The sequence below is a fragment of the Sporosarcina aquimarina genome (assembly GCF_023715615.1).
In the GTDB taxonomy this organism is placed as follows: domain Bacteria; phylum Bacillota; class Bacilli; order Bacillales_A; family Planococcaceae; genus Sporosarcina; species Sporosarcina aquimarina_A.
The window spans coordinates 899,810-926,762 of the sequence record NZ_JAMBOM010000001.1 but is presented as its reverse complement, the minus strand read 5'-3'; the positions used below and the strand labels follow the sequence as shown (position 1 = coordinate 926,762).

At 44.0% G+C, this 26,953-nt stretch carries 25 protein-coding genes; 1 reads left to right on the top strand and 24 read right to left on the bottom strand.

Annotated elements, in window-relative coordinates; translation table 11 throughout:
- Position 1: 1 nt before the first annotated feature.
- The 12 genes from smc to M3197_RS04175 form a co-directional block, all read right to left on the bottom strand.
- The gene (gene smc / locus M3197_RS04230) at positions 2 to 3,565 is read right to left on the bottom strand and encodes a chromosome segregation protein SMC (RefSeq protein WP_251658871.1); all 3,564 of its coding nucleotides are present in this window, start codon (positions 3,563 to 3,565) and stop codon (positions 2 to 4) included.
- Positions 3,566 to 3,567: 2 nt separating this feature from the next.
- Positions 3,568 to 4,335, bottom strand: coding sequence for a ribonuclease III (gene rnc, locus M3197_RS04225; RefSeq protein ID WP_251658869.1), 768 nt, complete (start codon positions 4,333 to 4,335; stop codon positions 3,568 to 3,570).
- Positions 4,336 to 4,459: 124 nt separating this feature from the next.
- Positions 4,460 to 4,696, bottom strand: coding sequence for an acyl carrier protein (locus tag M3197_RS04220; protein WP_025785086.1), 237 nt, complete (start codon positions 4,694 to 4,696; stop codon positions 4,460 to 4,462).
- Between the two features lie 713 nt (positions 4,697 to 5,409).
- A complete protein-coding gene (gene fabG, locus M3197_RS04215) occupies positions 5,410 to 6,156 on the bottom strand; it encodes a 3-oxoacyl-[acyl-carrier-protein] reductase (RefSeq protein WP_251658855.1) in 747 nt (248 codons plus the stop codon).
- Complete coding sequence (gene fabD / locus M3197_RS04210; RefSeq protein ID WP_251658847.1) at positions 6,156 to 7,097, bottom strand: ACP S-malonyltransferase; 942 nt, start codon at positions 7,095 to 7,097, stop codon at positions 6,156 to 6,158. The genes fabG and fabD overlap by 1 nt, the downstream gene beginning before the upstream one ends.
- Complete coding sequence (plsX, locus tag M3197_RS04205) at positions 7,094 to 8,086, bottom strand: phosphate acyltransferase PlsX (RefSeq protein ID WP_251658845.1); 993 nt, start codon at positions 8,084 to 8,086, stop codon at positions 7,094 to 7,096. Before plsX ends, fabD begins: the two co-directional genes overlap by 4 nt.
- On the bottom strand, positions 8,083 to 8,661 hold the full coding sequence (fapR, locus tag M3197_RS04200) for a transcription factor FapR (RefSeq protein ID WP_251658842.1): 579 nt from the start codon (positions 8,659 to 8,661) through the stop codon (positions 8,083 to 8,085). The genes plsX and fapR overlap by 4 nt, the downstream gene beginning before the upstream one ends.
- A 145-nt stretch (positions 8,662 to 8,806) precedes the next feature.
- Positions 8,807 to 10,855, bottom strand: a complete 2,049-nt coding sequence (gene recG, locus M3197_RS04195) for an ATP-dependent DNA helicase RecG (RefSeq protein ID WP_251658840.1) — start codon at positions 10,853 to 10,855, stop codon at positions 8,807 to 8,809.
- Positions 10,836 to 11,744 carry an L-serine ammonia-lyase, iron-sulfur-dependent, subunit alpha gene (sdaAA, locus tag M3197_RS04190; protein ID WP_251658838.1) on the bottom strand — a complete coding sequence of 303 codons (909 nt, stop codon included), beginning with the start codon at positions 11,742 to 11,744 and terminating at the stop codon, positions 10,836 to 10,838. The genes recG and sdaAA overlap by 20 nt, the downstream gene beginning before the upstream one ends.
- Before the next feature lie 13 nt (positions 11,745 to 11,757).
- Entirely contained in the window at positions 11,758 to 12,420 is a 663-nt protein-coding gene (gene sdaAB / locus M3197_RS04185) for an L-serine ammonia-lyase, iron-sulfur-dependent subunit beta (RefSeq protein WP_251658836.1), read from the bottom strand.
- Between the two features lie 134 nt (positions 12,421 to 12,554).
- A complete protein-coding gene (locus tag M3197_RS04180) occupies positions 12,555 to 14,213 on the bottom strand; it encodes a DAK2 domain-containing protein (RefSeq protein WP_251658834.1) in 1,659 nt (552 codons plus the stop codon).
- A gap of 17 nt (positions 14,214 to 14,230) precedes the next feature.
- Complete coding sequence (locus tag M3197_RS04175) at positions 14,231 to 14,593, bottom strand: Asp23/Gls24 family envelope stress response protein (protein ID WP_251658831.1); 363 nt, start codon at positions 14,591 to 14,593, stop codon at positions 14,231 to 14,233.
- A gap of 214 nt (positions 14,594 to 14,807) precedes the next feature.
- On the opposite strand from M3197_RS04175, the gene rpmB reads away from it, so the two are divergent.
- The gene (gene rpmB, locus M3197_RS04170) at positions 14,808 to 14,996 is read left to right on the top strand and encodes a 50S ribosomal protein L28 (RefSeq protein WP_025785101.1); all 189 of its coding nucleotides are present in this window, start codon (positions 14,808 to 14,810) and stop codon (positions 14,994 to 14,996) included.
- Positions 14,997 to 15,030: 34 nt separating this feature from the next.
- Here the strand turns inward: rpmB and spoVM are convergent, their stop codons facing one another.
- The 12 genes from spoVM to rpoZ form a co-directional block, all read right to left on the bottom strand.
- Positions 15,031 to 15,189 carry a stage V sporulation protein SpoVM gene (gene spoVM / locus M3197_RS04165; protein WP_251658830.1) on the bottom strand — a complete coding sequence of 53 codons (159 nt, stop codon included), beginning with the start codon at positions 15,187 to 15,189 and terminating at the stop codon, positions 15,031 to 15,033.
- A 13-nt stretch (positions 15,190 to 15,202) separates the two neighbouring features.
- Positions 15,203 to 15,856, bottom strand: a complete 654-nt coding sequence (locus M3197_RS04160; protein WP_251658827.1) for a thiamine diphosphokinase — start codon at positions 15,854 to 15,856, stop codon at positions 15,203 to 15,205.
- Positions 15,853 to 16,521 (bottom strand): ribulose-phosphate 3-epimerase, encoded by a 669-nt coding sequence (gene rpe, locus M3197_RS04155; protein ID WP_251658825.1) that lies wholly within the window; start codon positions 16,519 to 16,521, stop codon positions 15,853 to 15,855. Before rpe ends, M3197_RS04160 begins: the two co-directional genes overlap by 4 nt.
- Positions 16,522 to 16,526: 5 nt before the next feature.
- On the bottom strand, positions 16,527 to 17,408 hold the full coding sequence (gene rsgA / locus M3197_RS04150; protein WP_251658817.1) for a ribosome small subunit-dependent GTPase A: 882 nt from the start codon (positions 17,406 to 17,408) through the stop codon (positions 16,527 to 16,529).
- Positions 17,409 to 17,421: 13 nt separating this feature from the next.
- On the bottom strand, positions 17,422 to 19,401 hold the full coding sequence (pknB, locus tag M3197_RS04145; protein WP_251658815.1) for a Stk1 family PASTA domain-containing Ser/Thr kinase: 1,980 nt from the start codon (positions 19,399 to 19,401) through the stop codon (positions 17,422 to 17,424).
- Positions 19,398 to 20,156: a Stp1/IreP family PP2C-type Ser/Thr phosphatase gene (locus tag M3197_RS04140; RefSeq protein ID WP_251658813.1), complete on the bottom strand. Its 759-nt coding sequence runs from the start codon at positions 20,154 to 20,156 to the stop codon at positions 19,398 to 19,400. Before M3197_RS04140 ends, pknB begins: the two co-directional genes overlap by 4 nt.
- 28 nt (positions 20,157 to 20,184) lie before the next feature.
- Entirely contained in the window at positions 20,185 to 21,543 is a 1,359-nt protein-coding gene (rsmB, locus tag M3197_RS04135; protein WP_251658811.1) for a 16S rRNA (cytosine(967)-C(5))-methyltransferase RsmB, read from the bottom strand.
- Entirely contained in the window at positions 21,540 to 22,481 is a 942-nt protein-coding gene (gene fmt / locus M3197_RS04130; protein WP_251658809.1) for a methionyl-tRNA formyltransferase, read from the bottom strand. Before fmt ends, rsmB begins: the two co-directional genes overlap by 4 nt.
- Entirely contained in the window at positions 22,474 to 22,995 is a 522-nt protein-coding gene (gene def / locus M3197_RS04125; RefSeq protein ID WP_251658807.1) for a peptide deformylase, read from the bottom strand. Before def ends, fmt begins: the two co-directional genes overlap by 8 nt.
- A gap of 26 nt (positions 22,996 to 23,021) precedes the next feature.
- Positions 23,022 to 25,433 carry a primosomal protein N' gene (gene priA / locus M3197_RS04120; RefSeq protein ID WP_251658805.1) on the bottom strand — a complete coding sequence of 804 codons (2,412 nt, stop codon included), beginning with the start codon at positions 25,431 to 25,433 and terminating at the stop codon, positions 23,022 to 23,024.
- A complete protein-coding gene (coaBC, locus tag M3197_RS04115; RefSeq protein ID WP_251660086.1) occupies positions 25,430 to 26,638 on the bottom strand; it encodes a bifunctional phosphopantothenoylcysteine decarboxylase/phosphopantothenate--cysteine ligase CoaBC in 1,209 nt (402 codons plus the stop codon). Before coaBC ends, priA begins: the two co-directional genes overlap by 4 nt.
- An 88-nt stretch (positions 26,639 to 26,726) precedes the next feature.
- The gene (gene rpoZ, locus M3197_RS04110; protein ID WP_025785112.1) at positions 26,727 to 26,951 is read right to left on the bottom strand and encodes a DNA-directed RNA polymerase subunit omega; all 225 of its coding nucleotides are present in this window, start codon (positions 26,949 to 26,951) and stop codon (positions 26,727 to 26,729) included.
- Positions 26,952 to 26,953 lie beyond the last annotated feature (2 nt).

The window sequence follows — 26,953 nt, the reverse complement described above, 5'->3', positions numbered from 1 at the left end:
ATTATGGTGTGCTCAATGCAGTTTCTGGAACTTCGGACATTTTTACTGATATGAGTCGGGATACGCCGGATTCTTGCATCGTAATTCCGTACAGGACATCGGCTCCTTCCATCGTCCCTTTACGATGGGTAATGACGATGAACTGAGTATCTTCCGAAAACTTTTTCAAATAACGACTATACCGAATGACATTCGCTTCATCCAATGCTGCCTCGACTTCATCCAATATACAAAATGGCACTGGGCGTACTTCGATAATGGAAAACAACAACGTAATTGCTGTCAACGCACGTTCTCCTCCTGAAAGAAGGCTCAAATTCTGAAGCTTTTTCCCTGGTGGTCGAGCGATGATATCCACACCTGTCTCTAGTAGGTTTTCTGGATCTGTTAGAACTAGATCTGCTTCCCCACCACCAAACATTTCCTTGAAAACGGTACGGAAACGTTGTTGTACAGCGTCAAACGTGGACTTAAATCTCGTTTTCATTTCCATATCCATTTCGGACATCGCTTCTTCTAGCGTCGTTTTCGCTTCTAATAGATCGTTTCGTTGGTCAGTTAGGAAAGTATGTCTTTCGAGCACTTCTTTGTACTCTTCTACTGCTCCTGGATTCACTGGACCTAAGGATTCAACCTCTCGTTTCAACTGTTCCACACGAGCTCTCACACCGGAGGCATTGAAATCTTTAGGAACTTCGTAATCAGGGTGAAGTCCGTAATCTTCAAGTAAACGTATAAGGACGGACTCCAGCTTCACTTCATTTCTAGAAAACGTGACATTCAAATTGCCGAGTTCTGAAGAGATGTTTCGAATCTGGTCAGATAGCTGTTTTAGTGTGGTCTCCTGCTCATCACAAGAACGTGCAAGTTGATCCCGTTCTGTCCGTTTATCGAGTAGTTCTGATTTCACTTTAGTAACAATATTTGTTTCTGTAGCTATACGTTGCTCAATTTCTTCAGGGGTCAGAACTTCTCCTTCTTCTTGACCTGCCAAAAATTGAAGTTCTTCTTCCGTTTGAACAAATTTGCGTTTTGCATCTTGCAGTTCTTGTTCCGCTGAGGTTGCAAGAGACGATCGATTGGTTACTTGCTCACGTAAAATTGCAGTTTCCTCACGCAGCTCACTATAACGCTCCCGAAGGGCTTGTTCTTCGTTGCGACGATCTGCAGCGAGACGTTCTAGAGAAGCAACTGAAGTTTGAATTTCTTGTTGCTGCGCTGTCAAACGTTCTCGCTGCAACTGAAGTTCCTCTCGTTTCGCAAATAGTGAACTACGCGTATCCTCTGAACCTTGTCTTCCAGCTTCAATCGTTTTCCATTCGGATTCAGCAGTTCGGATTTCAAAGGTCGTCTCTTGAAGATTTGAGTCAAGACGAGTAATGGCGAGCTGCAGTTCTTCCATGTTTTGCGCGGATATCGAAGCTTTTTGCATCTCACTAGCAATCGTCAGTTTGATAGCACTTAACTTTTCCTCTGCGGTACCAATCGAACGATTTAACTGATCGAGTTGGCTCGTTAACGTTTCCAGTTCAGCTTTGCGGGAGAATACGGTCGATTGTACTTTTGAACCCCCACCTGTAAGCGAACCTCCCGCATTCACAACATCCCCATCCAGAGTGACAATTCGGAATCGATAACCAGCAAGTTTAGCAATTTCAGAGGCACCATTCAGTGTTTTTGCAACAATGGATGCTCCGAGTAAATTCGCCGTCACATTTCGGTAAGCTGATTGGACGGTTACAAGTTGATCAGCCGTTCCAACAAAGTCAGGATGATGGGTGACTTTGGATAAAACATCTTTCGGAACAAAGCGTGCCTTCATCACATCGAGCGGCAAGAACGTTGCACGCCCCGCATTCTTCTTTTTTAAGAAGCCGATGGCAGCTCTAGCATCTCGCTCAGTTGTGGCGATAATATGTTGCATAGCCCCACCGAGCGCAGTCTCTACTGCTTTGATATGTTTTTTATCCACAGATATCAATTCAGCTACAGCGCCTTCAATTCCTTGGAGTGTTCCCGCTTGTTTAGCCACAAGCACTTCTTTAACTCCCGAATAAAATCCAGAAAAATCTGCTTCCATACTCTTTAAAGCACGAAGTCTTCCTTGTAGTTCGTAGCGCTTGTTAACAGCTTGCTGATGCATGGTTTTCGTCTCTTCAAGCTGGATTTCTGTTTTTTGAAGCTGCGAACGATTCGTTGTTACCTGTTTCGTCGCTTCCTCCATGTTTCGTTTAAGCTTGCCCAGCTCAGAAGTCTGCTGCTCTTTCAATTCATGAAGTGTGTCGAGTTTAGATCGAAGGACTTCCGTTTGCTTGCCAGTCTTTTCCGATGAATACTGCTCACCTGCGAGACGTTCCTCAATATGTTTCAACTCATTGCGAACGGTTGCTTCTTCGTTTAACACTTCAATATATGTCGATTTTAGATTTTCAATTTCTTGTTCAGTTTCAGCAAGAGAACGTTTCAATTTTCTTGAAATCGACGTCATTTCTTCAGTCATGCTAGATAATTGAAGTTCAGTTTCATGATTATGTTGTGTGAGTTCTGCTCTTTTCGCTTCCAGTTGGAGAAGCAATTGCTTTAAGCTCGCCAAATCCTCTGTAAGACGCTTAGACCGATCTTTAACGTTGCGTTGTTTTTCCAGAGAAAGAAGTCGTCGTCCTTCCCACTTCTCGGCTTCAGAGCTCGATACGACGTGCTGTTCTTGAAGTTCTGAAATCTTTTTATCTAAAAAAGAAAGTGTAGATTTAGCTTGTTGCAGTTGGTGTTCAGCAATATTCGCTTCTTTTTCGAGTTCAAGTTTTTCTTTCGTCTTGCTTTCCACAACTGTTTTATTCTTCAATAGTTCCGTTTGCAGATAGGATGCCTCAACATTGAGAAGACGCACATCGGCCTCTCTCAATTCAGTCACAAGCTGTCCATGACGCTCAGCTGCACGGGCATTCGCAGCTAGCGGTTCCATCCGGTCATCGAGTTCCTTTAAGATATCTAGAATACGATCCAGATTATCATCTGTTTCAATAAGCTTAAACTCTGCTTTCTTTTTACGCATCCGGTACTTCAACACGCCTGCAGCTTCGTCAAATATGCTTCTCCGGTCTTCAGGTCGACTATTCAATATTTCGTCAACCCGTCCTTGTGAAATGATTGAAAATGCTTCTTTCCCTAGACCCGAGTCTACAAAGACATCGTTAATGTCTTTTAGACGACATGCTTGCCCATTCAGTTGAAAGGAACTCTCTCCTGACCGGAACACGCGTCTACTTACACTGATTTCAGTATAATCGAGCGGAAATAGCCCAGTTGTGTTATCTAAAATCAGTGTTACTTCGGCAAAGTTCAAAGGTTTCCTGGAATCACTGCCGGCAAAAATAACATCTTGCATTTTCGCCCCTCGCAACGATTTGGCAGATTGTTCACCAAGTACCCATCGAATCGCATCGATGATATTACTTTTGCCGCTACCATTTGGACCAACAACGGCCGTGACACCAGGTACAAATTCAACGGATACCTTTTCGGCGAATGATTTAAATCCGATAATTTCAAGACGTTTTAAAAACACGTTCAGCTCTCCTCTTTCGTATGCTCATCCAATAACTGCTGGATCGCCTGACGAGCCGCTTCCTGTTCAGCTTCTTTTTTCGATCTTCCGATACCTTCTCCAAGTTTTGCGTCTCCAAGCTGTACGTATGTGAGAAACTTTTTCGCATGTGCAGGACCTGATTCTTCAACAATCCGATAGTTAAGCTGCCCATGATTTGTCTGTTGGACAATTTCTTGTAACCGGCTTTTGTAATCCATCACATGCGAAAAAGCTCCAAGTCCAATTTTAGGGAATACCGTACGTTCTAGAAAATCAATCGACACTTCAAATCCTTGATCGAGATAAAGAGCTCCGATAAATGCTTCAAACACATCTGCTAGTAGAGCAGGTCGTGTGCGTCCTCCAGTCAGTTCTTCACCTTTTCCTAAAAGGATATAGTCTCCAAAGTTAAGCTCCGTAGAGAACGTCACGAGAGACGGTTCACAAACAATTGCCGCGCGCAACTTCGTCAACTCTCCTTCACTTTTGTTGGGTTCAGTTGCAAACAAATATTGCGACACTGCCAGTTCTAGCACGGCATCTCCTAAAAACTCCAACCGTTCATTGTCCGAGAATTTCTTACCTCGGTGCTCATTCACATAGGATGAATGGGTAAAGGCATTGTACAGCAAGAATACATTCTGAAAGCGAACATCAAGTCGTTCTTGCAGTTCCTCAAACTTTTTTCGAACCGCTACTGGTAACACGGTTTTAGCTGGCTTATCTTTTACTCTTTTGTTCGTCGTCATTCAATAAATCCGCCCTTCTTTAACAAGTTCCTCTTTATTCTACCTTGTCCGCTAGCGTAGTGCAAAATAGAAAAGAGACACTCCCGACCTAATGTGAACGGTCGAAAGAGTCTCTGTGCTATACTCATTTAGTTTTTTCTTCGATATATGAGACAGCACTTCCAACAGTACTGATTTTTTCAGCATCATCATCAGAAATTTCCATGTCGAATTCGTCTTCTAATTCCATAACCAATTCAACAACATCCAATGAGTCAGCACCAAGATCATCAGTGAAAGAAGCTTCTGGTTTCACTTCGCTTTCATCGACTCCCAAACGGTCGACAACTACCTTAGTAACACGCTCTAAAACTGTAGCCAATGTAATTCACCTCCTTTCAAAGTAAAAAGCGGATGCAGCCGTTAAGGGCGACGGGCGTTGGAGGAAGGAAACAGCAGGACGCTCTTTGTCCTGTTTTTCCTTCCGAAACGACCCCGAGCCCTGGCTGCAGGAGCTGGATTATTAGAAAAGCGCAGGCAGCCTGATTAGGGGCGACAGGTGCTGGAAGAGAAACCGTCAAGGTGCTCTTTACCTTGTCGGTTTCTCTGAAGCAACCCCGAGCCCCTGGCTGCCGGAGCTGGATTGTGCAAAAAGCGGATGCAGCCGTTAAGGGCGACGGGCGTTGGAGGAAGGAAACAGCAGGACGCTCTTTGTCCTGTTTTTCCTTCCGAAACGACCCCGATCCCTGGCTGCAGGAGCTGGATTAAGAGTAAAGCGTAGGTGGCCGTGTAGAGGCGACAGGCGCTGGAGGAATTGAACAACAGGACGCTCCCTGTCCTGTTTTCATATTCCGAAGCGACCCCGAGCCTCTGGCCACCGGAGCTGGATCATGCAAAAAGCGCAGGCAGCCTGATTAGGGGCGACAGGTGCTGGAAGAGAAACCGTCAAGGTGCTCTTTACCTTGTCGGTTTCTCTGAAGCAACCCCGAGCCCCTGGCTGCCGGAGCTGGATCGTACAAAAAGCGGATGCGGCCGTTTAGGACGACCCCATCAAGTCAAAAAATCCTAATTCAAGAGATTAAAAACGAAACCCTCTTACATCACCATGCCGCCATCTACATTCAATACTTGTCCAGTTACATAAGACGCATCATCAGACAAGAAGAAAGCAACTGCTTTTGCAACATCTTCAGGGTGTCCTAATGATCCTAATGGAATCCCACTGAGCAACTGATCTTTCGTGTCATCCCCTAATGCATCTGTCATGTCTGTGGTGATGAATCCCGGTGCGACTGCATTGACCGTAATTCCACGAGATGCCAGTTCTTTGGCTGTCGTTTTCGTCAGTCCAATCACGCCGGCCTTCGCAGCTACATAGTTTGCTTGACCTGGGTTACCAGCAATTCCAACAACTGATGCCATATTCACGATACGACCCGCACGTTGCTTCATCATCTGTCTAGATACCGCTTTCGTGCATAAGAAAACGCCTTTTAAATTCGTATCGACAACCGCATCCCACTCGTTTTCTTTCATACGCATGAGTAAATTATCTTTTGTGATTCCTGCATTATTGACAAGGAGATCAATCGACCCGAATGTCTCAATGGTTTGATCCATAAGAGCTTTCACACTATCTGCTGATGTCACATCCGCTTGAACAGCGATCGCTTTTCCACCATTCGTTTCGATTTCGTGAACAACTTGTTCTGCTCGTTCCTGGCTTCCGCTGTAGTTAACTGTCACATTTGCACCTTCACGAGCGAGTAATAAGGCCACTTCACGACCAATCCCTCTAGACGCACCTGTTACAACTGCTGTTTTCCCTGCAAACTTTCCCATTACGACCACTCCTTCGACGCTTCTACCACTGCATTTAGTGTCTCTTCATCGTATACTGGCCAAACCGTTGCACTTCTGTCGATTTTACGAACAAGGCCGCTCAACACTTTCCCAGGTCCGCACTCTATGAATTGCGTTACCCCTAATTCTAGCATTTGACGAACGGATTCTTCCCATCGTACTGGTGACGATAACTGTTCGATTAACAAACGTTTTATTTCAATGCTTTCTGTTACGGGTTGCGCTGTCACATTGGCAATGACTGGAACGTCCGCTTTATTCATATCTATACTTTCTAGCACTTCACCAAGTTTTCCTGCTGCTGGACGCATTAGTTCTGAATGGAATGGACCACTAACGTCAAGCATGAGGGCACGTTTAGCTCCTGCCTCTTTCAACCGGATACACGCTTCATCCACTCCTGCTTTTGTTCCAGAAATAACAACTTGCCCTGGGCAGTTGAGATTAGCTGGCTGAACAAGATTCCCTTCAGCAGTGACCGCTTTCGTCACTTCTGTCAAAGTTTCTAAATCAAGTCCTAGAATCGCCGCCATCGCCCCTTCACCTGCAGGCATTGCCTCGTTCATGAATAATCCACGTTTGTGTACCGTTTTCACTGCATCTTCAAAAGTAAGAACTCCCGAAGCGTAAAGCGCTGTATACTCTCCCAGGCTATGCCCCGCTGTAAAGGAAGCCAGAATTCCAGCCTCTTTCAAACGGTCAGATATCATGGCTCCTACAGTTAACAATGCTGGTTGAGCATTATATGTAACTGTCAATTCTTCCTGTGGCCCGTCTGTTATCAATTCGCTTAATCCGAATCCTAATTCTCGATCTGCTGTTTCAAAAAAATGCTGACTTCCTTCTTGTGCTGCTAATTCAACACCCATGCCCACTTTTTGGGAGCCTTGTCCGGGGAATAGTAATGCTACCTTTGTCATCGTGTCTCCTCCTCTTTAATGGTTTCACGAATTGTTTCACTAACGTGATGTTCCGCCATGATCCGTGCCTGCCGGATAGCATTTTTCACAGCATTTGCATTGGATGATCCATGTGCTTTAATTACGGGGGCGTTCAAACCGAATAACCCCGCTCCACCATACTCTGTATAATCCATCTGCTTTTTCAAGCCGCGCAAATCGTCTTTAACAAGTGCTGCAGAGAGTTTTGTTTTAATGGAAGATGCAAACACATCTTTAATCATAGAAAACAGACCTGAAGCTGTTCCTTCAATCGTTTTCAATACCATGTTTCCAGTAAACCCATCGGTTACTGCTACATCAGTTGTCCCTGTCAACAAATCACGAGCTTCAATATTCCCGATAAAGTTAAGGGGGGCTTTCATTAATTCCTCATATGTTGCTTTTGTTAAGTCATTTCCTTTTCCTGCTTCTGTCCCGATATTCAATAAGCCAACTCGCGGATTTTGAATACCACGAACTTTTTCTGCATAAATACTTCCCATAATCGCATATTGAACGAGTTGGCTCGGTTTTGCGTCCGCATTCGCTCCAACGTCAAGCAAAACGAATCCCTCTCCACCAATTGTTGGAAGCGTTGGTGCAAGTGCAGGTCTTTCAATACCATTAATTCGACCGACGATGAACAACCCAGCAGCCATTAAGGCACCTGTGTTTCCTGCTGATACACAAGCATCTGCTTCTCCGTCATTGACAGCTTTCGCCATACGGACCATAGATGCATCTTTCTTTCTTCGGACCGCTTTTACAGGTTCATCATCCGAGGTAACGACCTCGCTACAATGATGAACGGTTAACCGGTCGTGTGCTGCTAAATAAGGCTTCATTTTTTCCTCGTCGCCAAACAGCTGTATATGTATATCGTTATATTCTTGAAGACTCTGCATTACGCCTGCAATGATTTCTTTTGGAGCATGGTCGCCGCCCATCGCGTCTACTGCAATTTTCATTCAACTTCCTCCTGACTCATTCCAGTCGAGCGATACATTTGAAATTCACCGCTGAAGACCTTTTCATCACCAACTGTGGAGGTCACATCGACAACTGTCCGTTTGTCTCTTTTTTCACGGACAATCGCTCGAGCAATGACACGATCTCCCGCTTTAACCGGCTTGACAAAGTGTAGCACAGACTTCGCCGTAAGTGCGAGCTCATCGTCAAGAACAGCAACAGCTAGTGAATTCGCTTGTCCAAACAAATGGTGTCCACGGGCAATGCCACTTTTTTGGAACACGTGAAATGGTGTAATATCGAGAATTGATAGTGCTTTGCTATCCAATTCGATATCGATGATTTCTCCGATCACTTCTTCTTGTTGCAGCGCTTTTACTTTATCCGCAATTGTTTCGGTCGCTGCGGTCCTCATGCGTTCTCTCAGTTCAGGAATTCCGCATTCAAGTCGATCTAGCCGAATGGTCTGCACGCTCACGCTGAAGTGCTGTGCGATTTCCTCATCAGTTAAAAAAGGAGTATCATCCAACAGCTGTGCCAGCTGATGCTGACGATCTTTTTTAGGTACTCGCAACATAAGTCACTCCTCACGTTTAGCACTTGGTAATAGTAACAGTATATAAAGATAAAAAAAAGAATGCAAGAGGAGACATTCTCTTAGCATTCCAAAATTCTCTTTGCATAACTACTTTCAAAAATAAAGATACCTTATTTAGTTGTTAATCAATGCGCTCATTTTGCAATACACCTGATTCTTCCACAGTTGTCCGGAGGTTCTTATAATCAGCCTCTGTCCAAAACGAATCCATTTCAAGCAAACGTTCTGCATCTTGCCGAGCCGTTTCCAACGCACGATAATCATGGATTAAATCCGCCATTTTAAATTCGGGCAATCCACTTTGCTTCTTCCCGAAAAAGTCGCCCGAGCCACGGAGCTCAAGATCTTTTTCAGCCAATAAAAAACCATCATTCGTTTCAGCCATCGTCATCATGCGCTCTTTACCTTCTTCAGTCTTCGGATCGGCTAATAAAACACAATACGATTGATCAGCACCACGACCGACACGCCCTCTCAATTGATGGAGCTGAGCCAGGCCAAAGCGTGTCGCGTCATAGATCAGCATAAATGTCGCATTCGGCACGTTCACACCTACTTCGACAACAGTCGTCGACACTAAGCAATTGATCTTTCCTTCACTGAAATCTCGCATAACTTCATCTTTTTCATCGGAGTGAAGTCTTCCATGCATAAGTCCTACAGTAAAGCGACCTGAAAAATACGTGGAAAGCTGGTTGAAAACATCAACAGCATTCTGTACGTCCAACGTATCAGATTCCTCTATGAGTGGACAAATGACATATGCTTGCCTACCCGCTTGCAATTCTTTTTCCATTCGACGCAGAACTGGTGCGAGTGAATCTTCTTTCAACCAGTGGGTCTCAATCTCTTTTCGTCCTGCTGGCATTTCATCTAGCAAGGAAACATCCATTTCACCGAACACAGTAATTGCAAGTGTCCTTGGAATAGGCGTCGCCGTCATAAAGAGGACATCCGGACTCTCCCCTTTGTCACGAAGAACACGACGCTGTTCAACCCCGAATCGGTGTTGTTCATCCGTGATGACCAGACCAAGCCTATGAAAGTTCACATCTGGTTGAATAAGGGCATGCGTACCAATGAGCAAATCGATTTCTCCACTTTCAAGTCGAGCTATAATTTCACGTCGTACTTTTCCCTTTGTAGATCCTGACAAGAACGCCACCTTTACGCCAACTGGCTCGAGCCAACTAGCCAGTGTCTCGGCGTGTTGTTCCGCCAAAATTTCTGTCGGCGCCATGAGAGCTCCTTGGAAACCTGCCGTGATAGCGGCATATAGCGCAATGGCTGCTACAACCGTCTTGCCGGAGCCTACATCTCCTTGAAGCAGACGATTCATACGTAATGGGCTTTTCAGCTCTGCACATAACTCATTGACCACCCGTTTTTGAGCGCCTGTCAGCTCGAACGGCAGACTGGAGATGAATTGCTTCAACTTCTCCAGATCATACATTATAGTTGTGCCTTTCCCTGCCGCTTTACGCACTTTCTTGAGCGCAGCCATTTTCAACTGAAAGTGCAGCAACTCTTCATACACAACACGACGTCGTGCCTGTTTCACGTCTTCTGGACTGTTCGGAAAGTGAACCATTTCAAGCGTTTCCGCTATTCCTGGAAGTTTATAAGAGTCTAGCAACTGCACAGGCAACGTTTCGGGAATTTCATGCACGACATCGTCCAACGCTGTCCTCATCCATCTTCTGAACGTCGGCTGTTTAACAACACCCTTCAAACTATAAACAGGTTCAAAGTCAGCTTGTCCGATTTTTGGTCCGTCTTTAAAATTGCTCACATTAATGAGCTGTCTGCCTCGATCCCATTTCCCTGTGATGGTCACGATTTGTCCTGGATGAAGCCGATCTTTTAAATAATGTTGGTTGAAAAATACCGCTTTAACAAGATGGTTTCCGACTAACAACTGAATTTGCATCCGAGAACGTTTCTTCCCGGTAAACAGGACGGATGGAACACTCTCCACCCGTCCTTCAATCGTTACACGTTCCTCGTGAGGGGTTTCAGACAAATCTTTCAGTCTAAAATCCTCATGCCTGTATGGAAACATCATAACTAATTCTTCAATTGTTTCAACACCTAGCTTTTCCAGCTGCTCGCCAGCTGACTTGCCAATTCCTTTTAGTACGGTAACAGGCTCACTTAGTGACCGTGTCACGTGATTCCTTGTCCTTACCAAATATTTTTGCTTCCAACGCTTTGCCTGTAGGGGTAGCAGCAAGTCCACCTTTTGCGGTTTCACGCAAAGCAGATGGCATCGATTGTCCGATTTTATGCATGGCTTCAATAACTTCATCGGTTGGAATCACACTTACGACTCCAGCAAGCGCCATATCGGCACCAACGAGTGCTTTGGCTGCGCCCATTGCATTACGCTTCACGCATGGTACCTCGACGAGCCCTGCGACCGGATCGCAGACGAGACCAAGCATATTTTTCATTACAATTGAAAAGGCTTCCGCACTTTGCTGAGGCGTTCCTCCAGCCATTTCAACAATCGCTGCTGCCGCCATCGATGCAGCAGATCCCGTCTCCGCTTGACATCCACCTGCAGCACCGGAAATGGATGCATTATTCGCTACGATAAACCCGAAAGCCCCTGTCGTGAACAAATAATTGACCATCTCTTCATGTGTCGGATTGAGTTTGTTTTTCACCGCAAACAATGTACCTGGAACAATCCCGGCAGCTCCAGCAGTAGGAGTCGCGCAAATCATTCCCATTGCTGCATTTACTTCATTGGTTGCGACTGCTTTACTTACTGCATCTAGCAATAGTTCGCCAGATAAAGATTTACCCGTTTTCATGTAATTTTGAATAAGAACTGCATCGCCTCCCGTTAAACCGGATGAAGAGTGGACACCTTTTAATCCCTCTTCCACAGAACTTTCCATGACTGCAAGGTTGTTTTCCATTTGCGCAATTATCTCTTCACGTGATCTACGCGTTAATAACATTTCTTGACGAATCATGATCTCTGAAATCGGTTGTTGCTCTTTTTCAGCAATCTCCACAAGTTCTTTTACGTTTGAAAACAAAATATCCATTATAACTGCCCCCTTAGTTCGCCAATGTCGATACTTGTGTAACATTCGGAAGTGCGCGCAATTCTTCAATCAGCTCATCGTTGACGACTTGATCGACTTCAATGACCATAAGCGCCATTTTCCCTTTTTCTTTACGTCCCACTTCCATATGAGCAATATTCATATCTTGCGCAGCAATCGCGTTCGATACATTAGCAATAACACCCGCACGATCATCATGAACAACGAGTAATGCTGGGAAATGGCCGGATAAGCGAAGTGGAAAGCCATTCAGTTCGACCACTTCCATCGTGCCCCCACCAATTGAGATTCCAATGAGTTCCATGACGCCTTCTTTATCTCCGATGACTAGCTTAGCCGTATTCGGATGGTCCATCTCTTCTTCTTCGGCTATAAATTCATATGACATGCCCAGCCTATCCGCATCTTCAAACGCCGTGCGGATTCTCTCGTCGAACGTATCGTAACCGAGAAGTCCGCCGATAATCGCAACGTCTGTTCCATGACCTTTATAAGTCTCTGCGAATGACCCATATAAGTGAATCGTTGCCCATTCTGGTTGACGTCCAAACAAATCTCTTGCTACAAGACCAATACGTGCAGCACCTGCTGTATGTGATGATGAGGGTCCAATCATGACTGGCCCGATAATTTCAAAAACGGATCTGAATTTCAACAATAACTCCCCCTTTTACCCATATTCCTAGTATTCATTCTACACGAACAGCTGCTAGAAAACAAAATTCATAACCACTTATAAACGGACAAAAAGCGCCAACGACTAGGAGTCGTGACGCTTTTCATTTTCTGTTATTCCACTGACAAAATATAAGGGTATAACGGCTGTTTCCCGTTATACAATTCAATTTCGACGTGTTCAAACTGACCTTCAATATAAGCAACCATCTGTTTTGCATCTTGTTCAGAAACGTCTTCACCGTAAATCACTGTTACGATTTCATCATCTTCTGTGATCATATCGTCAATTAATGACTTCATTGTCGTTTCTAGTGAAGGTGTAGCTACTGTAATCTTCCCATTCGATATAGCCATGTAATCATCTGTATGAATTGAAACGCCATCAATCGAAGTATCTCGAACTGCTGTAGTTACCTGACCGGTTTTCACAACAGAAGCTGCTGCGTTCATGGATTTTGCATTCGTCGTCACGTCTGCTTCAGGGTTAAAGGCTAAAATGGCTGCAAGCCCTTCAGGTACAGACTTTGTTGGAACGACTGACGCTTCGATTCCAATCACTTCAGCCGCTTGTTCAGCAGCTAACACGATATTCTTATTGTTCGGTAAGATTAGAACGCGTTCCGCCCCCACTTCTTGAATCGCCTTGACGATATCTTCAGTAGAAGGGTTCATCGTTTGTCCGCCTTCAATTACGTAGGAGGCCCCGATACTTCTGAGCAACTCTGCAATTCCTTCACCCATTGCAACCGTCACGATTGCATAAGGTGCTTTCTTTGCAGTGGAATTTTTACGTGCTGATTGATCCCCCACAATGTCCATGTGTTGTTGGCGCATGTTCTCAATTTTAATATTGATGAGGGAACCATACTGTTGACCGCAAGATAAAGCATCTCCTGGGTTTTCTGTATGAATATGTACTTTCGCAATTTCCTCATCAGAAATAACAAGTAACGAGTCACCCATGTCATTCAACTGGAGTCTGAAGTCATTTTCATCAAAAGGATGATCCTTCGTTTTTTCGTCTTCAAATCTCACCATGAACTCCGTACAATATCCAAACTCAATATCAGCAGTATCCATAAAACCTTGTACATTCCGATGGTGTTCTGCATTTACAAGTTCGTCCATTGACTGGACAACTGTTCGTTCCGGCAATTCTTCACCTTTAAGACAAGCCAAAAATCCTTCGTAAACGTACACGAGACCTTGTCCGCCACTATCTACAACGCCAACCTCTTTCAAGACTGGCAATAGATCTGGTGTCCTTTTGAGAGAAGCTTTTGCTTCTGTCAAAACCGCTTCCATTAACTGAATGAGATCCGTTTCCGTCGTTGCTGTTTCTACAGCAACAGCTGCTGCATCTTTTGCAACCGTTAAAATCGTGCCTTCCACAGGCTTCATTACAGCTTTATAAGCCGTTTCCACACCATATCTGAGCGCTTCAGCAAATTCACTTGCCGTTAACGATTCTTTGTCTTCGACTGATTTACCAAAACCACGGAACAATTGTGACAAAATCACACCCGAATTTCCACGAGCGCCCATTAACAAGCCTTTAGACAATGCTTGCGAAGTCTTCCCTAGGTGAGCAGAAACGTTCGCTTCCGTCTCTTTTGCACCCGAAGTCATCGATAAATTCATATTTGTTCCAGTGTCCCCATCTGGAACGGGAAATACATTTAGGGAATCCACATAATCCGCATTTTGTTTAAGGTGGTACGCACCCATCTTCACCATCTCTGCAAACTGTAGTCCATCCATCAACTTCATAGAACTGTGTTCCTCCTTCACGGGTTCGTCACACGAACGCCCTGTACATAAATATTGACGGAACCGATTTTCATCCCGAGTGTTTTTTTAAGTGTATACTGTACTTTGGATTGTACTTGGTAGGCAACTTCAGTAATTTTTGTCCCATACCCAACAATAATATACAGATCGATTTGTGTGTCAGCACCAGCGTTTCTAACGATGACACCTCTACTGAAGTTTTCTTTTCTCAGAATTTCTGTCAGTCCGTCCCGAATTTGATGTCTAGAGGCCATTCCTACAACCCCGTAGCACTCTATTGTAGCTTCACCGACGATCCGGGCGATTGTCTCATTCGTTATATCAATTTTCCCATAATCGTTTTCCATTTGAATTGACATGCCGTTATCCCTCCTGAATCCAGTTTCACTGTTCACATTGTACTATATACAAGCCTATAAGAAAAGAAAGCAAGCGTTTTCTTTAAAGTGTAAAGGGAAATTGCTTGAGAGAACAGAGAAAAAAGCTTGCATGGGATAGATGGATATGATAAATTAATCTAGTATGCGAATTATAAGTGAAACGCTTAATCATCATTCGCGAGGAGGTTATAAAATGGCTAAGGAATGTGTAATTACTGGTCGCAAAGCACGTGCAGGGAATAATCGTTCCCACGCAATGAACTCTAGCAAACGTACTTGGGGTGCGAACCTTCAAAAAGTCCGTATTCTTGTAAACGGCAAGCCGAAGCGTGTTTGGGTATCTGCCCGCGCACTTAAATCAGGTAAAGTTCAACGCGTATAATAGACCGCAACGAATAAAAACGCCAGGCTGAAATTCAGCCCGGCGTTTTTTCATGTCGCTTTTTTCGCTTCTTAGATGCTGTAGCGGTCGTTTTCGTTTTCGCTTTCGCTGTATCCTCCTTAGAAAACACGACCATGCACTTTCGTACAATTCCACTTACAAACTTAGGCAAGGTAAAAGTATAAATCCGCAACTCCCCACTCCTTTCAGGAATCTGAGCTCCTTACCATTAAACATATGCCTGCTGTCATAGAGATAGTACAAGATGGTGCAATAATCTCGTTGCTTGTGAAACGTGTATCTCCAATATGCATGTCTTCAGAGAAGACTTCATACTTTACTCCTGTTAACGTCAGCCCACTGACTGCTTCAGTCATGCTATAAAACGATAGATATGGAAACTGCTCATTCTTCTTGATGATATGAGTACCTTCTTGAAAAATTGTCAACTCATTTTGTCTGTTCGCTAGAGTCAATTGCGTGGATGGCTGCTGCCGAGCATTACGAACTAGGAGTTGAACTGCGGAAAACATATGATCTAGACGTCCCCCTGTTACTCCGGTCAAAATAATCTTATCCGGATTCTTTGAATAAGCAAAGTTCAAGGCAAGTTCGGTATCAGTTTCATCTTTTTCGGGAGGTCGTTTTTCGATGATACAGCCTGTTGCTTCAATCTTTTTCAGTTCCTCTTCACAGACCGAATCGAAGTCTCCAACCGCCGCCAATGGAACGATTCCTGCCTCTAGCAGTTGGATAGTGCCACGATCAGCCCCTATGAACTCTGTTTCTTCATCTAAAAAGAGAGCCAGAGGGATAATTTCTTCCTCTGGCCCCCCTGCACATATTATAATCGTCTTCACTTGGTTAGCGCCTTTTCCCCTGCAGTACGGATATTATGGATTGCTGCAGCACGGTCATCCTGATTATAAACCGCTGACCCTGCAACAAATACAGTTGCGCCTGCCTCTACACACGTTCCAATCGTTTCGGGTGTGATTCCTCCGTCAATTTCTATCTCAATGGATAGATTACGATCTTTAATAATATCAGATAGTTGTTTGACTTTAGGAACGACAGAAGAGATAAACTTCTGTCCGCCAAATCCAGGATTCACCGTCATGAATAGAACGAGGTCAATATCCTCAAGTACATGGAGAATTGTTTCAACAGGAGTATGTGGATTTAACACAACGCCTGGTTTCACTCCATGTGAGCGGATTAGCTGAATCGTTCTGTGTAGATGACGACATGCCTCGACGTGGACCGTAATGTAATCCGCTCCTGCTTTTGCAAATGGCTCGATGTAGCGATCTGGTTCTTCAATCATCAAGTGCACATCTAATGGCAAGGTTGTAACTGGTCGGATTGCTTCAACGATTAATGGGCCAATTGTAATATTCGGTACAAAATGACCATCCATCACATCGACGTGAATCCAATCAGCGCCTCCTTTTTCCACTTCTTTTATTTCATCCCCAAGCTTTGCAAAATTCGCTGATAAGATAGAAGGTGCTATTTTTAACATACGATTCAATACCTCGGCTTTCGATCAGATATTTCCTGCAAGAACTGCAAGTAATGATTATATCGGCTTTGAAGGATTCTGCCGGATTCCACTTGTCGTTTCACTTCACAAGAAGGTTCTTTCAAGTGTAGGCATCCTCTAAATTTACATTGTTCCGAGGCTTCAAGGAACTCTGGAAAACAGCTTCCCAATTCCTGTTTTTCAAGGGCGTCGAATTCCAAAGAACTAAAACCTGGTGTATCTGCCACTAAACCACCACCCACTTCATGTAATTCAACATGACGTGTTGTATGTTTACCTCGTCCAAGTGATTCCGATATCTCGCCTGTTTCAAGCGATAGATTGGGTAATAACGTATTTAACAATGTCGATTTCCCAACTCCTGATTGACCAGCAAGAACAGTTGTCTGTCCCTCTAAATACGGACGCAACTTTTCCAGGAGTCCGGGTTCGTCAATAGAAGTCATCAAGACCGAGTAACCGATTGATCGGTAATATGCAGCCGACTCTTCAGCTGCCTGTAACTCAGATTCACCAGCTTTATCTTTTTTGGTTAAACAGATAACTGGCTCAATATGATGGGACTCGACAAGGACAAGAAAGCGATCCAGCAAGTTAGAACTGAACGTCGGCTCTACGATAGAGACAGCGAGTAGCGCCAAGTCAATATTGGAGACAGGCGGGCGTACTAATTCATTTTTTCGTGGATGAACTTCAGTAATCGTCGCATCTTCTTCGCCTTCTTGCACGTACGTTACCCAGTCTCCGACAAGGGGGGTGATCTTCCGCTTTCTAAATACGCCTCTTCCTCTACAGCGCACCGTTCCTCCATCGTACTTCACATAATAAAACCCACTAATCGCTTTTCGAATTTGACCTTCCGTCATCTTATCCCCATCCTTATTGAACATCTTTGTAGTTAAACGTCCTTTCTTCGATAATTGTAGTTCCTCGAAGAATTTTATAGCCGCCTCGTTGACCTTCTTCCAGCTCTACGGTAATTTGTTCCTCTTTGTCCTCTGTTATTTCAAATTCCTTTACTGGATCAGTCATGGAATTCTTACGGTCTTGAATGTAGATGCGAACAGTTTGAGGAACTTTCACTTCTTCTCCATCATCAGATGATTCATCATCCTCCAACACTTCGTAAGGAATTTTGACACGCTTGACGAAAGTTTTAACAGGCTTTTTAGCTGGCCCTTTTGAAACCGTCACATTGACTTTTGATCCGATAGGTAGCGACTGACTAGCAGAGGGATCTTGTTTCATCACCTGTCCTTCAGGAATAGTATCTGAGTTACTCTTTTTGACGACTTCAATATTGAATCCTGAAGAACGAGCGTATGCATTCAACTGATCGTCAGTGAAGCCGATCAAACTTTCCAACGTTCTCGTTTCCGGGCCTTTACTTACTTTGAAAACGACATCTGTTTCACCCGGAACTACTTCTGTATCCGGTTCAGGGTCTTGACTCAAGATAGTTCCTTCTGGCAGATCATCATAAACTGGTACTGAGTCTACAGATTTGAATTTATAAGTATCCAATCTTTCTTTAATGGAGTTATAGTCTCTATTAGTGTAATCACTGAAAGTCATCGTTTCTTTACCTGTACTGATGTATAACTTAACCTTACTACCTTTATCACGCTCTTTGTTTGCTTCTGGTATCGTTCGGAAAACTTCGCCTTTTTCATATTCCTCAGATGGTTGCGGAACTTTGTCGTCTACGACAAAACCACTTTCTTCAAGGAGTGCAATTGCATCTGCCTCATCCTTACCTAACACGTCAGGAACGGTCACTTTCTGATCGAACACACCAGTTATATAAAGGATTGCGATTGCAGCTGCAATCAGAATTGCAATGCTAGCAAAAATTGGCCACTTTTTACGTTTTTTCTTTTGAGGAACAGGTTTAGTTTTCACTGGCTCAGGCTCTATTCGGACCGGCTCCATTTTCACAGTCTGTTCAGAATCCAGGAAACTCGGTGCATCTTTAATGACAGGAAGTGCACGAGTTTCGTCTTCATCGAACGGGATCGTGAATTTCGGTTCGTTGGAACGGGACGGGTTAAGCGCTGTCAGTAAGTCCTCATACATTGCATCAGCTGAGACATATCGATGTCTCGCGTCTTTTGCGGTTGCTTTTAAAATAATATTTTCCACACTTTGCGGGATCATTGGGAAATCCGCCCTCACAGAGGGAGTTTCTTCTTGAAGATGCTTGAGTGCAATCGCCACTGCTGATTCCGCTGAGAAAGGGAGCTTCCCTGTTAGTAATTCGTAAAAGACAATTCCTAATGAGTAAACATCAGATTTCTTAGTTGCCATCCCACCTCGTGCTTGTTCTGGTGATAGGTAGTGGACGGTTCCAAGCACTGAATTCGTTTTCGTATGGGAGGTTGCTGTAAGCGCCATCGCAATTCCGAAGTCTGTGATCTTCACATTCCCGTCTTCATCCATTAGAATATTTTGCGGCTTCACGTCACGATGAATGATTCCATTATGGTGTGCATTGGAAATAGCTGAAACAAGTTGTAACATGATTGGAATGGCTTTTTCAGGCTCGAGTGGACCGTTTTCCAATATAAAGCGCTTTAATGTCATTCCTTTTACATATTCCATCACTAAGTAATGAAGCTCGTCTTCTTCTCCCACATCAAAAATATTGACGATGTTCGCGTGGGTTAAACTGGTCGCAGAGAGTGCTTCTCTTTGGAATCTGCGTTTCAACTCTTCTTCGTTCGCAAAATCATAGTTCAAAACTTTAATGGCGACATCCCGATCCAAAATAACATCATGTGCTACGTATACCTTTGACATCCCGCCTTCACCGATTGTGCCAATGATATCATAGCGATCACCAATTCGATTACCTATCATACAGCACCAACTCCAAGGTCAGAGGAGGCAAGCAATACCGCAGTAATGTTGTCCTCTCCACCCCTTTCGTTAGCCAAATCGATCAGTTGAATGACTTTTTCTTCAAGAGTGTTGTCGGAAACAATGAGTTCCCTCATCATTTCAGCTTCCACTTTGTTACTTAGACCATCTGTGCACAATAACAAATAGTCTCCTTTTGTAAAAGGTACATGATAAAATTCAGGCTCGATCTCCCGCTCAGAACCGACAGCCCTCATAATCCAATTTCGCTGAGGATGTACTTCTGCTTCTTCTTCCGTAATTTCTCCACTGGCTAGTAGTGCATTCACATAGGAATGATCCCTAGTCAGCTGAGTGATTGTTTCATAACTAACTGAGTAGACCCGGCTATCCCCAACATGTGCGATGTAACAGTTCCCTGTTACAATGACCGCAACTTCTAACGTTGTTCCCATTCCCTCATGTTCAGGAGACGACTGTGCTTTTTCAAAAATTAGCTGGTTCACTTTACGAATAATCGAATCGAGCCATACAATCCATGACTCCTTGGATTGTGGTAGATCAGAACCTAATTCGCTGAAATGCTTTCCAATTAAAGAGACTGCCATTCCACTTGCGACATCACCACTACGATGACCACCCATGCCATCAGCAATTACAGCGAGTGTATACCCGTTATCGAGTTCAAATACAGCAGCTTGGTCTTCATTGAACGTGCGTTTCCTACCTATGTCGGTTCGTACACTGAAATGCATTGGACTTCCCCCATCCCTGTACGTCTTTTTAGTCGTTACTAGCTGGTTTTTGCAAGGTAGCTGCAAAGAACCCATCACTGCCAAAGTGTTGAGGCAATACTTGTAGCATGCCGTTTGGTGTCGCAAGACCTTCTTGTTCGAAGAATTCCGGAACTAATTTTACAGCTTCAGGATGACGCTCTAAAAATTGCAGAACAACTCCATCATTTTCGGTTTTGTCTACAGTACATGTACTATAGACAATTTTTCCACCCGGCTTGACGAGTGTCCAAGCTGTTTCCAGTAACTCTGCTTGCACTTTTGTAAGCGACTCTAAATCCGCTTCTGTTTTGTTATATTTAATCTCTGGCTTCCTTCGGATAACTCCTAAACCACTACATGGTGCATCCACTAAAATTCGATCGAAAGTGTTCGCATCATACGTGTCAGTCAGTTCCCGGCTATCCCCACTTGACGTCCAGATTGACTTAAGGCCCAATCTCTCCGCATTTTCTTCGATTAGGTCCAGCTTGTGCTCATGCAAATCATGCGCATGCACTTCTCCTGTATCTGCCAAGTGTTCAGCGATTTGAGTTGTTTTTCCACCAGGTGCGGCACACATATCAAGCACTTTCATTCCTGGATGAACGTCAAGAGCATATACAGGCAACATGGAGCTTTCATCTTGAATCGTGAGCCAGCCTTTTGAATACGTATAGGTGTTTGCGATATTCCCTGAGTGACAATAAACCGCTTCTGGTACGACTTTACCTAATTCAACTTTTGCGCCTTCACTCTTTAACTGATGTAACGCTTTTTCAATAGTTGTTTGCACGGTGTTGATCCGCGCAGTATTCGTAGGAGGTACATTGTTCGCTTGCGCCATCTCCGCTGTATCTTTCATGCCGTACTGATCAATCCAACGACGAATCAGCCATTCCGGATGACTCGTTTCAAGTGATAGTCGTTTAACATCATCCGTCTCTTCCCCAATAGAACGGACGCCTTGACGTAATACTGATCGAAGGACACCGTTTACGAGTCCTGTCGTTCCTTTATGACCACGTCGCTTAGCAATTTCTACAGCTTCATTGACCGCTGCGTGTGGCGGGATTTTTGTTAGATAGACGATTTGATAGAGCGACATGCGTAGCAGATCCCGAACCCAATCATCCAGTTTCCCTTTAATAAATGGCTCTAGATAATAGTCTAATGTAAGACGATATTGTAAGGTACCGTACGTTAAATTCGTCAATAACGGCTTATCTTGGTCTTTAATGGCATACGTTTTCATGGTACGTGTTAATAATAAGTTACTGTATGCTTGGTTCCGGCTGACTTCTAACAGAATGGAAAGTGCCGCATCGCGGACGTTCCCTTTCCATATGTCCTTCTTCTTTGCTGTCATAGGAACAGATCTCCTTTTTTCCACTGGCTACCTGATCCGTTTAAAAAGACGGGTGCAGTCATGCGTTTTTTCCCAGAAGGTTGTAACTCTGTAATCGCAATAGCTGTGTCATCACCAGTTTTCACGAGAATGTGTTCTTTCGTTAACTCGATGATTTCACCTGGTTTACCTTCAGATTTAGTTGGTATTGCTTCAGTCTTCCAAACTTTCACGTTTTCACCGTCGAATGTCGTATACGCTGTTGGCCACGGTGTGAGTCCTCTAACTTGGTTATGAATTTCCGTTCCTTTACGTGTCCAGTCAATTCGCTCTTGCTCGCGTGAAATGTTTTTCGCAAATGTGACAAGCGCTTCATCTTGTGGGATGCGTGGATTGATCCCTTCTAAAATGGAAGGCAGTGTCTCTTTTAACAACTTTTCTCCAGTAAGTGATAACTTTTCAAACATACTCCCGGTATCATCGGTTGATAAAATCGGTGTTGTCGCTTGTGAAATAATGTCACCTGCATCGAGTTTTTCTACCATGTACATAATCGTTACTCCCGTTTCTGTGCACCCATCCATGACTGCCTGATGGATCGGCGCTCCACCACGATACGCTGGAAGCAAGGAAGCATGGACATTGATGCACCCTAATCTAGGTACATCAAGTAACTCTTTTGGTAAAATCTGACCAAATGCGGCGGTGACGATCAAGTCTGGAGCAAGCGCTTTAATCTCTTCCAACTCAGCGGAGCCTCTCAACTTTTCAGGTTGAATGACAGGAAGCCCTAGACGCAATGCTTCCGCTTTCACAGGAGGTGGTGTCAAGATGCGCTTTCGGCCAACAGGTCTATCAGGTTGAGTCACGACTCCGACAATTTGATACCCTTCTTCATGAAGCATACGTAAAATAGGGGCCGAAAAATCGGGAGTCCCCATAAATAACAGCTTATTCAATCCCTTCACCATCCTCACCAAGTTGAAGAAGTTCTTCATCCAATTCTTCAAATTCCGATGCATCGACAACCCGACTAATTTTCGTATTAAACAAAATGCCGTCCAAGTGATCGATTTCATGCATAATGGCACGCGCTTCAAAGCTTTCAGCTTCTAGTTCATAAAGTGAACCATCACGCTCTTGTGCTTCTACACGGACAAAGAAAGGGCGCTTTACTTCACCGTACAAATCCGGGAAGCTGAGGCAGCCTTCCAAGTCCACATCTTCTCCACCAATTGCAGTAATAACTGGATTGATCAGTTCAATGGGCGGATCTCCTTCGCCGATATCCACAATCGCAACACGGATCGAGTGACCGACTTGCGGTGCAGCAATTCCCACGCCATCTGCAGCAATCATCGTTTCCATCATATCGTCCAACAACCGATGTAAGGTGCGGTCAAATTTCGTCACTTCTTTTGTTTTCGTTTCTAATATTTCAGCTGGATATTTAACAATTTCTAGTACAGTCAAGCAAATTCCTCTTTTCTGATCCCTATTCAGTAAATAACGACAGGTGATTTATCAACAGAAAGCAGTAATCCATCTTTTATCCAATCAGTTCGATAAAAGCGAATGAGTGCTTGTAGCGTCTCTGTCAGTTTCGGTTCTTTTTTGTATTTTATCAAACATTGATAGCGATATCTATTATTCACCCGACTAATGGCGGAAGCTGTCGGACCGATTATGACGCTTTCGGGACTTAATCCTTCCGATAAAAATCGCACAGCCTTTTCAGCATATCCCACAACTTTCATTAAGTCTTCATGGCTAAATTGAATATTAACAATGTAGTAAAACGGTGGATATCCAAATTGCTTCCTACTACTCATCTCCATCTGATAAAACGGTTCATACACTTGAGCTTTAGCAAGTTCAATGGCGTAGTGTTCAGGGGTGTATGTTTGGACGAAAACTTCCCCTTCTAAATCATGCCGTCCTGCCCTACCGCTCACTTGCGTCAACAATTGGAACGTTTTTTCTGCAGATCTAAAATCTGCCAAATGGAGCGTTGTATCAGCAGCCAAAACACCGACCAACGTGATATTCGGAAAATCGAGGCCTTTGGCTATCATTTGCGTTCCGAGTAATATATCAGCGTGCCCTTCACTGAATTTCTGGAGCAATCGAGCATGCGAGCCTTTTTGACGAGTCGTATCAACATCCATACGAAGCACTCGCGCTTCAGGGAACAGTTTTGTAATTTCTTCTTCCGCTTTTTGTGTGCCTGTACCAAAAAATCGAATGTGTTCGCTTTCACATTCAGGACAGATGTGAGGCACTCGTTCTTCATGACCACAGTAATGGCATTTTAAATTTTCAGTAGCTCGATGATACGTCAATGAAATATCACAGTTCGGACATTGGATCGTTGTCCCACAATCTCTACATAAAACAAACGAAGAAAATCCACGTTTGTTTAAAAATAGTACCGTCTGTTCTCCCTTGTCCAATCGATTTCGGATGGCTTCCGCCAATGGGACTGAAAACATCGAACGGTTACCTTCTTTCAGTTCAGCACGCATATCGACGATATTGACGTTCGGTAGCTCCTGATCTTTTGCACGGGTCGGCAATTCGAGAAGACGATAAACATCTTTTGAGGCACGAGCATAAGATTCAAGTGCAGGAGTTGCACTCCCAAGAATAACGGGACAGTGATTGAATTGTGCCCGCCAAATTGCGACATCTCGAGCATGATAACGTGGAGAATCTTCCTGCTTATAAGTCGATTCATGCTCTTCGTCTAGAATAATAATCCCTAGTTTTTCAAAAGGGGCAAAAATAGCAGAACGTGCTCCAACGACCACTTTCACTTCTTTCCGGTGAATTTTGCGCCATTCATCATATTTCTCACCTGCAGACAATGCACTATGCATCACTGCAACTTGATCACCGAAACGTTCTTTGAACCGTGAAGTCATTTGGGGTGTCAATGAAATTTCAGGAACAAGTACAATTGCTTCCTTGCCAGCAGATAGCACTTCTTCGATAGAGCGTAAGTAGACTTCAGTTTTGCCACTCCCGGTTATTCCATGTAATAGGAAAGTCGTGTCTGATTCTTTTCGAAATGCATCAAGTACTTCATTTACTGCATTTTGCTGATAGCTCGTGAGCTGTTTAGGCATGGCAGTGTCCAGAATCTCCAAAGATTCAGGTTCGCGATACACTTCCAACTTTTTTTCTTGCGCGGCCCCTTTTTCAATTACTGTTTTCAGCACTGATGCAGATACACTTGCATCTGCCATCAATTTTCCTGCTTCGATAGCTTGTCCAGCGTACTCAATCATCCACTCCAGCAGTTCGCGCTGTTTGGCCGCCTGTTTACTAAGCGTTCCAATCAGTTGATGAAGAATTTCTGCGCTTTCTATATGAATCATGCGGACTCTTTTAACTGTAGTTTGTTGTTTAACAAGAGTATCGACACGCACTGCACCAGATTTTGTGTACACTTTCAATTGCTTCAAAAGCTCTGGTGTGTCAGCATTTTTCAAAGGGACACGATCTCGTTTTTGAAGCATTTTCAAGAATGGTTCATCTGTAATCGCTTGGTGGTCCTCCACTTGGATAAACTTCTCGTATTTTGCACGCATTGCTGCAGGTAGCATGACTTGAAGAGCTTCTATGCGATAAGCAAGTGTATCTGTAGCAAGCCACTCCGAAAGCTCCAGTAACTCCTTGGAGAGGATTGGTTCAAAATCAATAAGTTCTTCTAATGGTTTTATCTTACTAATATCCAAGTCACTTTCTTCTTTCAATGCAATCACATAACCTACAACTTTCCGTGGACCAAATGGTACTTTCACTCGCATCCCAGGTTCAACAAATCCAGAAAACAGCTCAGGGATTCTATAGTCAAATGGACGATCTATCGGATACGCTGCGACGTCCACAATCACTTCAGCGATCATAAGGAATCTTGTCCTTCATGAACAATTGTTGTGAGTAGTTGTTTTGCAAGTTCCTTTTTCTCCATAGCTGGGAACGACATCTCAACACCAGACCTTGAAATTAACGTTACGACGTTGACATCACTGCCAAATCCTCCTTCAGGATCTGTGACGTCATTGACTATAATCCAATCAAGATTTTTCGATTCCAACTTCCCTTTTCCATATGTAACGGCATCTGTCGTTTCTGCCGCGAATCCGATGAGCCGTTGCGTTGTTTTCAATTCACCTAACGATTTCAAAATATCTGTTGTCCGTTCCAGCTCCAACAAAGCAGGGCCTTCTTTTTTCTTCATCTTTTGGTCATGTACTGTTTTTGGACGATAATCCGCAACTGCTGCAGATTTTACGACGTAATCCGCATCTTTATATTGATCCAAAACTGCCCCCAGCATTTCATCCGCACTCTCGACACGAATAAGCTCTACACCTGTTGGAGGGGTTAACGACACAGGTCCTGAAATAAGAACCGTTTCAGCACCGAGTTCAACCGCAGCTTGTGCCATTGCGTACCCCATCTTGCCACTTGAAAAATTTGAAATGTATCGGACCGGATCAATCCGCTCTAATGTAGGACCTGCTGTTATAACGACTTTTTTTCCAGCTAGCGGGTGTTGTAGTGTTTCACTGAAGAACGAATCGACTACCTCTACAATGCGCTCAGGCTCTTCTAGACGACCTTTACCTACATATCCACATGCTAAAAAGCCCTCGGATGGTTCGATGAATCGAACGCCATCTCGATAAAGGCGATCGATATTCCGAAGAACCGCTGGATGCTCATACATATGGACATTCATAGCAGGGGCAACCCAAACAGGAGCTGTTGCTGCAAGCAAAAGGGTTGAAGCCATATCATCTGCGATGCCATTTGCTAGTTTACCGATGAAATTTGCAGTAGTCGGTGCAACAATAATGAGGTCTGCCCAATCTGCGAGGTCAATATGCGCAATGACCGAAGAATCCTTTTCATCGAACGTATCGAAATAAACATCGTTCCGAGACATCACTTGAAATGATAACGGCTGAACAAACTCCATAGCAGAGCGGGTCATTACTACTTTCACCTGCGCTCCGGATTGACTCAATTTACTAACCAGTGCGACCGCTTTGTAGACAGCAATGCCACCTGTTACACAAACCAAAACTTTTTTATTGGCTAACAACGTCTTCATCCTCCCCGAAAATGACAAACTCCCAAAGAAAGTACATTTTCTAAGGGAGCCTCCATATGTGTATTCAACTCAAGTACGTTTAAATTTCGTCCTCATAGACAACGGAAGCGTCCGTCTTGCGTTTGTGAAGCATGCCAGCTGCGACTTCTTCAAGTGCTTTACCGACATTTTTATGTGATGTGTAGGAAACGAGTTGTTCATCCTTCTTCTCCTGCATTTCGCGTGCTCTCTTTGCAGCGAGTGAAACAAGTGTGTACTTTGAGTCGATTTTCTCTTTTAGTGAATCTACAGATGGATATAACATTG

Coding starts and splice junctions, on each gene's coding strand:
- rnc (WP_251658869.1), bottom strand. CDS start 4,335: ATGACGACGAACAAAAGAGTAAAAGATAAGCCAGCTAAAACCGTGTTA.
- fabG (WP_251658855.1), bottom strand. CDS start 6,156: ATGGGAAAGTTTGCAGGGAAAACAGCAGTTGTAACAGGTGCGTCTAGA.
- fabD (WP_251658847.1), bottom strand. CDS start 7,097: ATGACAAAGGTAGCATTACTATTCCCCGGACAAGGCTCCCAAAAAGTG.
- plsX (WP_251658845.1), bottom strand. CDS start 8,086: ATGAAAATTGCAGTAGACGCGATGGGCGGCGACCATGCTCCAAAAGAA.
- sdaAA (WP_251658838.1), bottom strand. CDS start 11,744: ATGGATATTTTGTTTTCAAACGTAAAAGAACTTGTGGAGATTGCTGAA.
- M3197_RS04180 (WP_251658834.1), bottom strand. CDS start 14,213: ATGAAGTTGATGGATGGACTACAGTTTGCAGAGATGGTGAAGATGGGT.
- M3197_RS04175 (WP_251658831.1), bottom strand. CDS start 14,593: ATGTCAATTCAAATGGAAAACGATTATGGGAAAATTGATATAACGAAT.
- rpmB (WP_025785101.1), top strand. CDS start 14,808: ATGGCTAAGGAATGTGTAATTACTGGTCGCAAAGCACGTGCAGGGAAT.
- rpe (WP_251658825.1), bottom strand. CDS start 16,521: ATGTTAAAAATAGCACCTTCTATCTTATCAGCGAATTTTGCAAAGCTT.
- rsgA (WP_251658817.1), bottom strand. CDS start 17,408: ATGACGGAAGGTCAAATTCGAAAAGCGATTAGTGGGTTTTATTATGTG.
- pknB (WP_251658815.1), bottom strand. CDS start 19,401: ATGATAGGTAATCGAATTGGTGATCGCTATGATATCATTGGCACAATC.
- M3197_RS04140 (WP_251658813.1), bottom strand. CDS start 20,156: ATGCATTTCAGTGTACGAACCGACATAGGTAGGAAACGCACGTTCAAT.
- rsmB (WP_251658811.1), bottom strand. CDS start 21,543: ATGACAGCAAAGAAGAAGGACATATGGAAAGGGAACGTCCGCGATGCG.
- priA (WP_251658805.1), bottom strand. CDS start 25,433: ATGATCGCTGAAGTGATTGTGGACGTCGCAGCGTATCCGATAGATCGT.
- rpoZ (WP_025785112.1), bottom strand. CDS start 26,951: ATGTTATATCCATCTGTAGATTCACTAAAAGAGAAAATCGACTCAAAG.